This window comes from Verrucomicrobium sp. BvORR034, from assembly GCF_000739635.1.
Classification (GTDB): Bacteria; Verrucomicrobiota; Verrucomicrobiia; order Verrucomicrobiales; family Verrucomicrobiaceae; genus Verrucomicrobium.
In genome coordinates, this window is record NZ_BATQ01000003.1 from 24,676 (window position 1) to 38,319 (window position 13,644).

9 protein-coding genes are annotated in these 13,644 nt (G+C 62.8%); 6 read left to right on the top strand and 3 right to left on the bottom strand.

Features of this window, described 5'->3' with window-relative positions:
• Positions 1-3: 3 nt before the first annotated feature.
• Positions 4-1,281: an MFS transporter gene (locus BV034_RS00590; RefSeq protein WP_050023084.1), complete on the bottom strand. Its 1,278-nt coding sequence runs from the start codon at positions 1,279-1,281 to the stop codon at positions 4-6.
• 298 nt (positions 1,282-1,579) lie between these two features.
• Entirely contained in the window at positions 1,580-4,354 is a 2,775-nt protein-coding gene (locus BV034_RS00595; protein WP_265592483.1) for an ATP-dependent DNA ligase, read from the bottom strand.
• A gap of 225 nt (positions 4,355-4,579) precedes the next feature.
• Here BV034_RS00595 and BV034_RS00600 point away from each other — a divergent pair, with 225 nt between their 5' ends.
• The 3 genes from BV034_RS00600 to BV034_RS00610 all read left to right on the top strand — a co-directional run bounded on the left by BV034_RS00600 (position 4,580) and on the right by BV034_RS00610 (position 7,388).
• On the top strand, positions 4,580-5,077 hold the full coding sequence (locus BV034_RS00600) for a hypothetical protein (RefSeq protein ID WP_050023062.1): 498 nt from the start codon (positions 4,580-4,582) through the stop codon (positions 5,075-5,077).
• A gap of 251 nt (positions 5,078-5,328) precedes the next feature.
• Complete coding sequence (locus BV034_RS00605) at positions 5,329-5,862, top strand: STAS domain-containing protein (RefSeq protein WP_050023064.1); 534 nt, start codon at positions 5,329-5,331, stop codon at positions 5,860-5,862.
• A gap of 77 nt (positions 5,863-5,939) precedes the next feature.
• A complete protein-coding gene (locus tag BV034_RS00610) occupies positions 5,940-7,388 on the top strand; it encodes a GAF domain-containing SpoIIE family protein phosphatase (RefSeq protein ID WP_050023066.1) in 1,449 nt (482 codons plus the stop codon).
• Between the two features lie 367 nt (positions 7,389-7,755).
• Here BV034_RS00610 and BV034_RS00615 read toward each other — a convergent pair whose 3' ends face one another.
• The gene (locus tag BV034_RS00615) at positions 7,756-9,066 is read right to left on the bottom strand and encodes a PQQ-binding-like beta-propeller repeat protein (RefSeq protein WP_050023068.1); all 1,311 of its coding nucleotides are present in this window, start codon (positions 9,064-9,066) and stop codon (positions 7,756-7,758) included.
• Between the two features lie 144 nt (positions 9,067-9,210).
• Between BV034_RS00615 and BV034_RS00620 the strand changes: the two genes are divergently transcribed.
• From BV034_RS00620 to BV034_RS00630, 3 genes are read left to right on the top strand one after another with little or no spacing between them, the layout of a single operon-like run.
• Positions 9,211-10,632: a neutral/alkaline non-lysosomal ceramidase N-terminal domain-containing protein gene (locus BV034_RS00620; RefSeq protein WP_050023070.1), complete on the top strand. Its 1,422-nt coding sequence runs from the start codon at positions 9,211-9,213 to the stop codon at positions 10,630-10,632.
• A 60-nt stretch (positions 10,633-10,692) separates the two neighbouring features.
• Positions 10,693-11,505: a hypothetical protein gene (locus tag BV034_RS00625; protein ID WP_265592484.1), complete on the top strand. Its 813-nt coding sequence runs from the start codon at positions 10,693-10,695 to the stop codon at positions 11,503-11,505.
• Between the two features lie 34 nt (positions 11,506-11,539).
• Entirely contained in the window at positions 11,540-13,642 is a 2,103-nt protein-coding gene (locus BV034_RS00630; protein ID WP_050023077.1) for an FUSC family protein, read from the top strand.
• The last annotated feature ends 2 nt before the right edge of the window (positions 13,643-13,644 follow it).

The following is a 13,644-nucleotide window of genomic DNA, read 5'->3' on the forward strand; positions in this document are numbered from 1 at the left end:
AGTTCATGCTGGAGATGACGTGGGCGTTTCATCTGGCAGCCGGGTGCACCAGGCAATCCCGGCGACGAGCAGAAGCAGCGGCGCGAGAGAAAAGAGGAGCGGGCTATAGGAGCCAACGGCAGCGTGACTCCGGGCGAAGACGAGCGGCCCGATGGCGGAGGCGAAGACGGTGAGCATCTGCGCCGCCCCCTGAATGCGCCCGAGATGGGCCCGCCCGAAAGCACGACCCCAGATGGCAAAGAAGATGACGGTGATGAAGCCGGCCGCTACGCCAAAGATGGCGGCGAAGGCCCAGAGCTGGTTCAGCGTCGTCATGAAGGGCAGGGCGCAGAGACCGCCTGCATAGAGTAGCAGCGCCACCGCCAGAAGGTGGGCCAGCCTTCTGCGCAGGGAGAGCCATCCGCAGAGCATTTGCCCCAGCAGGGCGAACAGGGTCGTGACGGCGAGGGTGTCGTGGAAGGTTTTTTGATCGAATCCCCGCTCGGCCAGGATCGATTCATTGAAGAGGCCAAAACCGGACGACACCAACCCGAACAATGCCGTGGCTCCGGCAAAGACCCAGAAGGTCTGGGTGCGCAACGCCTGTCCCAGCGTGAGTCCTTCGGCAGGGGAGGCCGCATCAGTCTTGCCACCAACAGTGCCAGGTTCGCGCAGGAGGAACACCACCGCGCCTGCCGCCACCAGCAGTCCGGGGACCAGTTGACCCCATGCTACCCGCCAGCCGCGGGACTCCACCACGCCACCCACCCAGACAAAGGCGGCGATGAAGAAGATGCTCAAAAGCACCGAGTACACCGCCGTGGCCCACTCCGCCTTGAGCCCAAAGCTCTTGCCCACGGTGCTGATGCTGGCGACGGACAAGGCGCTCTGACCAAGGGCTCGGGTCAAGAGCACGAGGATGAACAAGATCGTCACGCCCCCCGCCAGCACGCTCATCTGCCACACCACCCCTGCCAGGAGCAGCAGAATGGCCGCGGTAGTCCAGCGCAGGCCGCATCGATCGATGAGCCAGCCCGCTGGAAGGCAGAAGGCGGAGCCCAGCAGCGTGGCCCAGAGGTTGATGTTCGCGTATGCCACCCGGTCCAGCGCCAGATCCTTGAGCAGCGGCTCCGTGATTAGTCTAAGCCCCTGGGTGCGGCCCGGCAGCGTGGCCAGCATCAGCAGGGCGGCGAGGACCACATTGCTCCAGGCCGCCAGGGCACCCAGACGGGCTGGCGATGCGGAAGCTGCATCCCCGGCAGAGGAGTCAACGATGCGGGCGGGGGTGGGGGTGTCAGACATGATGGGGCCCATTGATACGAACGTGGCTCCCCACTACGCTGCGAAGGACCTCTCTATATGCCGCAATTCGCACATTTCACACCCCAGATGTCGTCAGCCTCCCCAGACGGTCACTGCGGCGGAGGCCCGTGCAGCAGGAGTCCGGGCCAGGCGTTTGATTTTCCCTTGCGCCGGGTTGGCCAGTATTCTGAGAATCGTAGAACCCAAAGGGGGCCTCGCCGCGTCCCCCCGCAAACCCGGCAGGGCCGTGAGGTGATTGCAATTCAAAATCACAAATCGCAATTTCAAAAATGGCACGCTACTTTCCCGCCAGCTTCCGCGCATAGGCCAGGGTGTTGATCTCATCCACGCCCTTGTCGCGGCGGATGGCCTTGATGCGGGGGAAGCGCAGGGCCAGGCCGCTGTCGTGGCGCTGGCTGGCCTGGATGGAGTCAAAGGCGATCTCCAGCACGATGTTGGGCGTCACCGTGCGCACGCTGCCGCGCTGGCTGAGGGTGTGCTCGGTAAAGTGTTCCGTTAGTTCCTCGATCTCCACATCCGAGAGGCCGGAGTAGGCTTTGCCGATCACCTTGAGGGCTCCGCTGTGCTCGTCGCGCACGGCAAAGGTGTAGTCACTGAGGACATGGCTGCGTTTGCCGTGGCCCTGCTCCGCCTTCACCACCACCACGTCCAGCGTGGAGAAGGCCTTCTTCAGTTTCAGCCAGGACTTGCCCCGCCGGCCGGGGGAGTACGGGCTGTGGCGATCCTTGGCGATGAGGCCCTCATTGCCGTTGCGTCGGGCTGCGTGAAAGGCTGCCTCCACCTCGGTTTCTGATGCCGCTTCGGCCACGGCGATGCGCTTGAGCAGCGGCGGCAGTGGGAGCTTCTCCAGCTTCTCCCGTCGGGCTTCCAGCGGTTCATGCAGGAGCCCGACCCCGTTCTGCCAGATGAGGTCAAAGACGACATACCGCACGGTGATGCTTGAGGAAATAAACAGGTCCCCCTGGTCGCGACGGCCCAGACGTTTCTGGAGATCGAAGAAGGACAGCTTGCGATCCTCGGCGTACGCCACGATCTCGCCATCCAGCATCACTTCATCGCTGAGCTGGCCGGCGGCCGTCGCGATCTCCGGGAACTGTTCGGTGATCCGTTTGAGATCGCGGGAGTAGATCTCCACGCGTCCGGCAGAGCGGTGAAGCTGCGCCCGGATACCGTCGAACTTGTCCTCCAGCCACACCGTGGTGGGGGCTGGGGCGGCAGGCTGCTCGTCGCCCCCGTCGGTTTCGTGTGGGGTGGTGAGCCGGTTCCAGATGTCACTGGCAGTCTCCTCCGGACTGGCCAGCATGACTTTCACGGGGATGAAGAGCTCCGGCTGGGCGGAGTCCAGCTCATGACGGGCGGCCAGGTCCGCCGCCCGTCCCAGGTCCCCGCAGAGCATGGCCGCCTCCCGCACCTGGTCTGGCTGCTCCTCAAAGGCGGTGGCAATGGCTTCCTCCACCAGCCCTTCCCGTGAACCCACCCGGAGTTCGCCTGTCAGCAGGCGGACCACATAGCTGCCCTCCAGAGGTGGCAACTTGGCGAGACCCTCTTTCAGCACCGTCGTCTTTTCCACCGGGCCGTGAGCACTGCGCAGCCGGTCAAACAGGCCGACGACCTCCGTGGCAGGAGTATGAGATGCAGGAAACAACCTCCCCGCCGCCAGGGCCCGGTCCAGCACCAGGCGGGCCGTCCGGCCGGTGTCAGCCTGGGATCGGGAGATCACCCGGTACTCCGCCTCCCGCAGGCCGCTCAGTTCGAGGAGGGCACGGCGGATGACCGACCACCCCGTTTGCAAAGGGGGCAGCTGGAGCACCGGGTCCTCCAGTTGTGCCGAGAACCAGCGCACCGCCCTCGCCAGATCCCCGCCCGACTGTTGTTGCAGGTACTCGGCCAGATGGGCGCGCTTCTTCAGGCGGGAGCCGTCTGCCGCGACCCGCTCACAGGTCTGCACCCATGCGGCAAAGGAGTCTGGAGGTGGCACAATGGCCTCCCCGGCGTCTTCAGGCGTCGCTGGCGAAGAAACAGCGTCCGTGGTGACCGCGGTGCCGGGAAGCGTGAGCTCAAGCTGATCCTCGCTCACCAGGGACCAGGCTTCCCAGCCGCGTTCGCGCAGATCGCGGGCGAACTCACTGGTGTAGCCGTGAACGGTGTACACCTGACGGGGTTGCACCTCTTCCACCGTTTTTAGCAGTTCCGGGTAGTCCGCGTGGTCGCTCAGGGGAAAGACTTCATCCACTTGATAGCGGTATTTGGCCCCTGGAGTGAGGGCCCAGCCGCTAAGCATGGCCGTGCGGCACACCCGCAGCTTGCGGATGGCTTGGGACCGCGCCGCACTGGGCGGCATGATCAGCACATGCCCCGCCGCTGTTGCCGGATCGAATTTTTCATAGGGCGGGAAGTCTGGGAAGTACGGGGCACAGGCCACGGTCATCTTCACGATCGAGGTGTGAAGCATCACCGGCAGCCCTGCTCCATGGAAGGCAGAGAGCACTTCCTGCGCTTTGCCAAGTGAGTAGCCCAGCAGCACGGGGATGCCCTGGTCCTCCAAGGTCTCTCGTGCCCATTGGATGATGTCTGCCAGCACCTGCTCCTGCGGCGGGAAGACATACATGGGCAGGCCAAAGGTGGTCTCCATGATCAATGTGTGCGCCGGCCGGAGTTCGGCAGGCTCGGCCGTCCGGCCGTGCCGGAGCTTGTAGTCCCCAGTGTAGAGCAGCGTGGCACCGTCTTCCTGGCGGGTGACATGCAGCATGGCGGAGCCCAGGATGTGACCAGCGGGCAACAGGCGAAGCTCATGGCCCCGTTCGATCACGACTTCTCCATAGGCGGGGGTCAGACTGGCTCCTTCAGCGATCGCTCCGTAGCGTTTGTCGATGATCGCATGAGTGACCGGAGAGCAGAGCGTGAACTCATGGCGGGCGAAGTGGTCGCTGTGCGCATGCGAAACAAAAGCCCGCCCAACTGGCCGGGAAGGGTCCAGCCAGAGGTCCAGATCCGGCAGGTAGATGCCACCGGTGTGTTGCAGGGCAATGGGGCGTTGGGAGGAGGGCGACACGGAGTTCGTTCGACGACTGGCTACACTCTCATCGCGCAATCTTGGTGGGTCGGCCAGATATAATGTTCAAAAAGACAGTTAAGGCTTCCCAAACCTTGCAAATAGACCGCGTATCGAGGGATCGGGGCCTTAGATTCACGAGTGAAGGTGACGTTTGAATTTTGAAGTTCTTTTCCCTCGCACGTCGTTGACATATCCCATGGCGCTACCTATCGTCCCGCGTTTATGAGTTTGCCCAGCCTCATCTCCCACTCCCGCATCATCCTTGCGGCAGGTCTCGGTTTGCTTCTTGCTTCGTGCAGCACCAAGTCGGTGGGCAATGGGGCCACCATAACCAAGGTAAACCCCTATCACTTGAAGGACGTCAACGCTCGTGTGGTGGCGGCGGATCCTTCGATCAACTTTGAGAAGGACTCGATCCTTCATGGTGCCATCTCCCAAGCGGAGCGCATCGCCCGCCAGGGAGACTACTTCACCGTCTTCTGGACGGTGGAAGACCGCAGCCAGCCTGTGGTAGTGCGTCTTGAGTACCGCCAGAAAGCCTCCGGCCTGACCATCAAGAAGGTGGAACAGGATGTGGCTGAGATTGGCCGCAACAACGTCACCAAGTTTGCCTTCATCGGTGATGACTATGTGAGCAACGGACCGGTTACCGCATGGCGGGCCAGCATCGTTCGTGGTTCCCAGGTGCTCACGAGTTACAATTCTTATCTCTGGGAGTAAGGCTCCCCCTGATGGCGCGTGCTGGAATGAGCACGCGCTTTTTTGCGTTTATCACCCGACTGCGTGACAGACGCGTAACATAGATTAGGTTCGATAACACTTTTTGGACTTCTAAACCCCCTCGTGCCCGTGTCCGCCATCCGATGTCACCTCTCTTCCCGTTTGAAACGGGTGGAGCATGCCGTCGCTGCCCGTGGCCGCTCGTAGTTGGAGGTTAGCATTTTTTATCTTCCAGACTCCTCTTCGTCGTCATGACATCGCCCGCCCCCATTCTTGTTGGAAACATTGGCAACCTCTTTTGGATGCGCGTGGATGGCAAGGGCTCATTCCAGAACAGCGTGCAGGTGAAGCGTTGCTTCCAGACCATGATTGAAAAAGGCACCCGCCATTTCGTTGTGGACTTGGAGCGCTGCCCCATCATGGACAGCACCTTTCTGGGGACCCTTACCGGTGCCGCACTCAATCTCCGTGAAATTGGAGATGGTGAAGTATGCATCCTCAACGCAAACGCCCGCAACCGCCAGCTGCTGAGCAGCCTTGGACTTGATCACATCCTCGACGTCGACAACGACGGCTCCCGCCATGAAAAAGAGCGGAAGCAAGTGTGTGATGAACTTGGCAAATGCGGTGAAAACGTCTCCCCTGACAAGGTGGAACAGGCCGAGCATGTGCTCGAGGCTCATGAGGCTCTTACCAAGGCCAATGAAGCCAATGCCAGCCGGTTCAAGGACGTGATCGAGTTTCTTGAAAAGGAAGTCCGGTCCCGTGCCGTCGCTGTGGCCTGATCCCCTCCATTACCCGAGGGAACATTTTCTAAAGTTGCTTTCCCAGGCGGCGTTCCTGCGCTAGCCTGTCTCCCAGCATGAGTTCCGGTTGGATCGCCGCTGTCATCTTCTTCTTGGCTGGAGCGGCAGGGAGCTACGCCCTCTTCCGCTCCTGGCAGCGGGAGCGACGGCTGCGGCTGCAATTTCTCCAAGGCGACCGGGAACGTGCTTCCCGACGACGCCGGGTGTTTGAGGTGTTGCACATCTTGGGGGACTCCATTCTCCAGGGGCAACCTGACACCACGCTGCATCGTCAGATCGCGGAAGGGGCCGTGAAGGTAGTGGAATCGGAAGGGGCCGCCCTTTACTTGTTGGACGACAAGGGACTCGCCTTGGTACCCCGGCATTACACGAAGGAGTGCCCTCCTCTGATTGCCTTGCCAGAACGCATCGTCACCCAGGCCAAGACGAATGCCGGGACGCTGCCCAGTTACCTCCGTCTGCACTGCGTGGCACCGGGAGAGGGTGTGCTGGGCAATGTCGTGCTTTCGCAAAAGGCGGAGAATGTCCCGGATCTGCGGCATCACGAGAAGTTCGATGGCGAGACCAATCCCTTCCAGCAGCATGTGGCGGCGCTCATGGCCCCGCTGCGTCATGGCGGACGTCCTCTGGGCGTCCTGGCCGTGGCGTCGGACCGCACGAAGCCTTTCTCCCAGCACCAACTGGAGATGTTCATCGCCCTGGCGGAGCAGGTGGGATTCACCCTTGGCAACGCGCAGGCGCACCATGAAGCGGGTGCGAAACGACAGTTGGAAGCCGAGCTGAGCAATGCCCGCGAGATTCAGAGCATTCTGCTGCCAGAGAAAGCGCCAGAGATGCCCGGCTTCGCCATTGCCGCGAAGAACGTGCCTGCGCGCATGGTGAGCGGCGACTACTTTGACTATGTGCCTGTGAGCCAAACCCATCTGGGTGTGGCCATCGCCGATGTCTGCGGCAAAGGGATTCCGGCATCGCTGATCACGGCCATGTGCCGCAGCGTGCTGCGCTCCAATGCCCGTGAAACCTTCAGCCCCACTGCGGTGCTTTCGGCCGTGAACCGGAACCTGTTTCCGGACATCCGCGAGGACATGTTCATCACCGTGGGCTATCTGATCCTGCAGAAGGATGGCGCGAGTGTCTCCTTTGCCCGGGCTGGCCATACCAACCCACTCGTCTGGCGAAAGGCTACGGGTGAAGTGGACGAGATCAAAGCCCCAGGGCTCGCCGTCGGTGTGGACAAGGGGGAGGTCTTTGACCGCATCACCCGCGATGTCTCCATCTCCATGGATAGCGGAGACATTCTCCTCCTCTATACCGACGGGGTCGATGAGGCCACTGACCACAAAGGCCTGCTGTATGGGGTGGAGCGCATCAAGGAAACGCTGGCGGAAGCCGCACCTGATGGCCCCCAAGCCGTGGTCAACCTGCTCTGTGACAGCGTGAACCGCTTCAAGGGCGGCGAGCCGCAGGCGGATGACATCACCATCGTGACGGTGGCGCGGAAGTGATTCGTGGGTCTGTGGTGAGTACCCTCGGTGGGCTCAGGGTATGCGGATGTTGGATTGGTGCCTGAACCTGCTTCTGACGCCAAGGGCGTCATACATGCTAGCCCAGGGTAAGGCGAGGTACGAGCCGCCACCCTGGGTACATGGGCAGGCGCACCAGAACTCCGAAGTGAGTTCTACAGACCCTTGCCGCATCTTGCCGGGTCCATCGGATGCGGGAACGTCTTCAGGTAGCTTGGGCGGTTTGTAGAACTCCCTTGGAGTTCCATCGCCACCGCGTGCTACCCGGGGTGGCGACCGCTTCGCGGTCTGACCCCAGGCTGTTTTGTATCACGCCGTTGGCGTGAGGCTGCCGCCAACAACCCGTAGCCTACTTTCCTGAACCCACGCAGTAGAGCGCCTGGTTGGAGCGCAGGAACAAGCAGCCGTCGCTCACGGCCGGGGTCGCGTTGAAGTCCGTGTCGTCTCCTGCAATGACATTGGTGGCCAGCACCTCAAACTGGGGTTTGGCAGCGAGCACAAAGGTGCCCTGCCTCCGGCTCACGGCGAAGATCTTGTCGCCCACCAGGATCGGTGAGGCATAGAACGGCTTGCCGCGTCCCCGGCCGGTGCTACCGCCGCCTACACGCTCGCGATAAAGCTCCGCGCCTGTTTTGGCGTCGGCACACCAGGCGAAGCCCTGGTCATTCACTACATAGAGGCGCCCGTCGTGCAGCACAGGTGTGGGTACATAACTGGAACTGTTGTCCCGCCACAGGATGCCGGATGCAGCCACAGCGCCCTTGCTGCCTGCCTGCACCGCCACCCGTCCGGTCCCGGGGAACCCGCCGAAGACATAGACCGTCTCGTCCTGCGTGAGGGGATCTGGTGAGATGTTGCCCGTCAGCCCGGTCTCGGCATACCAGCGGAGTTTCCCAGAGGCGGGATTCATGCCCCACAACTCGCCTGGTGCGGCAAAGAGAAGATCCTCTTTGCCATCCTTGCGCTTCAGGACTTGGGGTGAGCTGAAAGCGAGATCCAGCAGGGAGGACTCCTGACGCCAGACTTGTTTGCCGGTGGTTTTGTCGAACGCCACCAGCGCCTGTCCTTCATCGGAGGCATTTACGATCAGCAGATTCTGCCAGAGCAGCGGTGACCCGCCCGCTCCCCAGCGGCGCTGGTTGGATTCCTTTCCGGTATCGGCGCGCCAGAGTTCCCTGCCGCTGAAGTCCAGGGCCACCACCCCGCCTTTGCCAAAGTGCACGTAGAGGACTTTGCCATCCGTCACTGGCGTGCTGCTCGCATAGCCGTGCTCACGGATCATGCCCTGCCACGGATCGTCTGGATGCGGCGCAGCAAAGTCTTTCTGCCACAGCTTTTTGCCAGTCGTGCGTTCCACGGCAATGACGTGTCGCATCAGTCGGGACACATCGCCGCTTTCCTCCTGGCCGGAGAAGCAGGTCACGAACACGGTGTCTCCCCAGATCACAGGACTCGAGGCCCCCTGGCCGGGAAGGTCGAGTTTCCACTTCAAGTTCTCGCTGGCGCTCCAGGTGGAGGGGACCTTGGCATCCTGGCTGACAGCATCCCGGTTGGGGCCGCGGAACTGGGGCCAGTCGGCCGAGGCCTGCGGAACGGTAAGCCCCGTGAAAGCCAGGATCGAGATCCACCAGGCGAAGAGACAGGTAGCATTCGGTTTCATGGCAGGAGAGGGGATCGGTCGCAGCAGACCAGGTCAGGTAGGGGGATGGAACCCTGTCGGAGGCACATGGTTGCGGCGACCTCAGCGTGCCCTTGCGCTCCTTGGAGAAAACTGCTGTAAAGATGACGCGTACCTGTCTCCCTCATGCGATCCCCATTCCACTCCTCCTCCAAGTCCCTCTCGCTGCTGCTGGCAGGCGTGACATCCTGTCTGGTCCTGCCCGCCATGGTGGGCGCGGCGGAACTCCGCGTGGGGGCGGCCCAGATCAAGATCACGCCTCCCGATGGCATCCCGATGGCGGGATACTATAACGAGCGAGGTTCAGAAGGGGTGCTGGATGACCTCTTTGCCCGGGCGCTGGTGTTTGAGAAAGACGGCACGAAGGCCGCGGTGGTCACCTTGGATTTAATCACCACTTCTGCTCCGATGGTGGAGGCCACCCGCAAGGCCGTGCAGGAGCAGACGGGCATTCCTGCGGATCATGTGCTGATCACGGCATCCCACACTCACACCGCTCCCATCATCACCGGCAGGGGACCGCGTGACAATGTCTTCGGTGGTGGCAAGGACATCACGCGCCAGTACAACGCCACCCTGCCCGGGTTGATTGCGGAATGCGTGGAGCAAGCCCAGGTGCGGCTCTCTCCTGCCACGCTGTCTCTTGGCCGGGCTTCGGAGAAGAACCTCGCCTTCAACCGCCGCTTCTTCCTGAAGGACGGCTCGGTGGCCTGGAATCCCCGCAAGCTGGATCCAAACATCGTGGAGCCCGCTGGTCCGGTGGATCCAGAGGTGCTGGTGCTGGCGGTGAACGACCCTAAAGGCAAGCCGCTCGCCACGCTGGTGAATTTCGCCCTGCATCCGGACACCGTGGGTGGGAGCCGAATCTCTGCGGACTACCCTGGAGTAATGGCCGGGCTGGTGGGAACCTGGCGCGGCGGAGAGAGCGTGACGCTCTTTGCCAATGGAGCCTGTGGGAACATCAACCATCGGGATGTGAACTGGGAGGCACCGCAAAAAGGCCCGGGCGAGGCCACACGCATCGGCACCATCCTGGCGGCCAATGTGTTCAAGGCCGCGCGTGAGCTCAAGCCTGCCAGTGGCGATCAACTGCGGGTCGCCCGCGAAGTGGTGAAACTTCCCCTGCCAGCGATCACACCGGAGCAGGTTCAGAAGGCGACGACCATCATGCAGGAGGTCGTCGCGGGTGAGAAGAAGCCGGCGTTCCTCGATCAGGTGGATGCATTCAAGGTGGTGGATGTGGAGGGGCGCAAGGGCGCACCTTGGGAGGTGGAGGTGCAGGTCATTGCCATCGGAGATGAAGTGGCGGTAGTCAGCCTGCCCGGGGAGATCTTCGTGGAGCTGGGGCTGGATATCAAAAAGCTGTCCCCCTTCAAGCACACCTTCATCGCGGAGCTGGCCAATGGCTCCATCGGCTACATCCCCACCAAACGCGCCTACGGCCAGGGGGCTTATGAAGTGGTCAGCGCCCGCTGTGCTGCGGGCTCGGGGGAGATGTTGGTGGAGACCGCCGCAAGACTCTTGCAGAAGCTCAAGGCCGCGAAGTAAGATGACACGGCGATGGGAGTGGACCGCAGGGGGATCCACCGCGCTGGCTGTTTTGAAATCATGCGTCCGGTCATTTTCACCGCAGGTCTGGGGGACGTCATTCGCACCTGCTATCTGACCCGTAGCCTCCAGCATCTGGAGGAGGCGGCCAGTCCCGTGCCGGTGGTGGTGGCATCACACAACCCATTTTCGATGGAGCTCTTCCGCTTTCATCGGAACGCCACCCAGTTTGTGCTCTACGACCTGGGGCACAAGTACCAGGAGCTGCTGGGGAAGCTCACGGCCCGCGAGATCAATGAGGAGATCTGCCGTTTTGCCGGGGTGGATCATGCCAGCCTCGTGCGAGGGCCTGCTGATCCCGGCTACTGGCCCACGTTTGATGCACCGGACAATGTGGCTTCCTCGGGCCACATTGTCTTCCAACCGTTTGCAGGAAACAACGGTTATCGCGGTCTTCCCAGCGGGCTGACGGAGCGCATCGTCCCGGTGCTGCGTGAGCAACCCTGCCCGGTCTTCCTGGTCACCCGGAATTATCTCCGGGGTACCGCCGGTCCCGGAGCTTTGCACGGGGACGAGGATGCCCACCAGTGGGCCGGTGGCAACATCACCGTGCTCGACAGTCTCTCCACACCGGCGACGCTCAATCTCGTGAAATCCAGCCGTGCTGTGGTCGGCAGCTTCTCCAGCCTCGTGCAGGCAGCCTGGTTTGAGGACAAACCCGTGGCCACGTTCTATCCTGCGAACTGCAGGGATGCCTGTGGAGATCCTCCCTCCCCCTATGCATTTGGAATGAAACGCGCCGATTGCCTGGGGCGCACCTTTTCCGAGGCAGATGTGAATGAACTGCGTACCTTTCTGGCGCGCTGGCATTGATCCGATTTTCTGAGCCGGCTTCCTTCCTTCTCCCATGCTTGAAAGGTCCGCTCTCCAGCCTGACCTCGCCCGGGCCACCCGGGCCACGACCGCCTTTGCTGGCGCGTTGATCGTCTGCGCCCTGACCGGAACACCGCTGGCTGCGCAGTATGCTGCGACGGCGGCGCTGGGGTTGAGCATGCCCCAGTTGCGCGGGGCTTATCCGCAGCGGGTGCTGGTGATGGCGGTGATGATCAGCGTCATCTCCGGGGCCGCGTTTCTGGGAGGATTGGCCGCGCATCATCTGCCAGCAGCAGTGGCGGGCATCGGGCTGCTGGCCTTGCTCAGCGGGATCTGGCGGCACGTGAGCACGGACTACGGTCCGCCCTTGGGGATCGATTCAGCATTGCTCTTCCTCCTGGCATTGGAAGGGCCTTCTCATGGAGCCAGCGCGGGACAGATGGCCTTGTGGACCGCCCTGGGGGGCACGGGGGCAGCAGTGTTGCAATTGGGGCTGTGGGCCTTTCGTCCGCAACATCCGCTGCGTCACGCGGTGGCGGATGCCTGGGTGGCGGCATCTGACCTCTATCTCGCGTTGATCCAGACCGGACAGGGCGAGGGGGACGGCTGGACGATGAAACAACGCGCCCTGCGGGACACTCTGGACCGCGCCACTGCAGCCCTGAACTCCGCCCGCAGTCGCAACAGCCCGGTGTTGATCAGCCACCTGGAGCAGATGGTGCACGAGGCCGGTCACCTTGCCATGCAGGCCGCCGCCTGGCACACGCTGTCGGAAAGCCGGATCGCTGCGACTGGTCCCGCGGCCGAGCCCGCCCGGCGCAGGGCTGCAAGGGAGGCCGTGCTCAAGGAACTGGCCAACCTCGGCCGGTCGGTGGCCATCACGTTGATCACTCATCAGGAGCGAAACCTCGCTGCCACGCGGGCCCGCATTCAGACCTGCTGGCATCTCATGGAGGTGATGGCCCGCGAGGATGAGGAAGGGCAGGCTCGTGCAGCCCTCCCGGGAGCAGGTTCCCATCGGCCGCTCTTTGAGGCCATGGGCCGTCAGCTCACTTCTTTGGAGGCCTCTCTGAGACCTACGGTGGAGCATTCGGACATCCCGGCCACCATTCCGCAGCACCTGCCGGATCTGAGCCGCGCCTCCATGCCGGCCATTGCGTCCTGGCTGAACTCTGTGCCCTTTCCAGACCCGGCTCTGGTCCGCTATGCGCTGCGCATGGCGCTGCTCACTACGCTGGCGGTGGCTGCCTATCTGCACTGGGCGGTGCCTCGTGGGTACTGGATGGCCTTTGCCATCATCGTCGTGCTGCAGCCCGACTACGGGGCGACCCGCCAGCGCGCTTTTCAACGGGTGACCGGCACCGTGGCCGGGGCCTTGCTCGGTAGTGCCACGCTGTTCGTGCCGCTGCCGCTCTGGCTGCTGGCGGGGCTGACGATCTCTGCCGCCTTTGCCTTTGCTTATTTCCTGAAGCGCCGCTACGGCCTCGCCGTGTTCTTTGTCACCACCATGATCGTGCTCCTCACGGAGCTGCATGTGCCGGTGCACCTGGACTTCACGCTCGGCCGTTTGCTCTCGAACCTGGCCGGGGCCGTCTTGGCCCTCGTGGCCGCCGCGTGGTTCTGGCCGGTGTCCGAGCGGCAGCGTTTCCCCGGTCTCATGGCCGCCGCCATCCGGGCCAATGCCGGTTATTTCCATGAGGTGGCCCGTGAGTACGGAGCCAGGGGCGCCTTTCACCAGGACATCATTCGTGCCAAGCAGGTGGCGGAACGGGCGGCAAGCCGTGCGGCCGCCAGTTTGCAACGTCTGCTGGCTGAGCCCGGTGGAGATCACCCTGAGGCCTCCGCCACCGGGGTGGTGACCGCCAACGACCGTGTCACCCGGGCCATCAGCGCCCTCGCCATCCAGATGGAGGCCGGCCTTGCGCCTGATGCGTCGGATCCCGCCGCAGTGGTGGCAGAAACCAAAGGGTTGCTGGAGAACGTGGCCGTGGCGGTGGAAAGCGGCAGCGGGCTGGCAGAAGGCAGCGTGTCCGGAAACCGTCAAGAGTGCCCGCATCCGCTGCTGGCCGTGCTTACGGAAGTGCGGGCGCTGGAGCTGGCGGCGAGAGGGGGAGTCGGTAGTTCGGTGGTTCAGTAAAC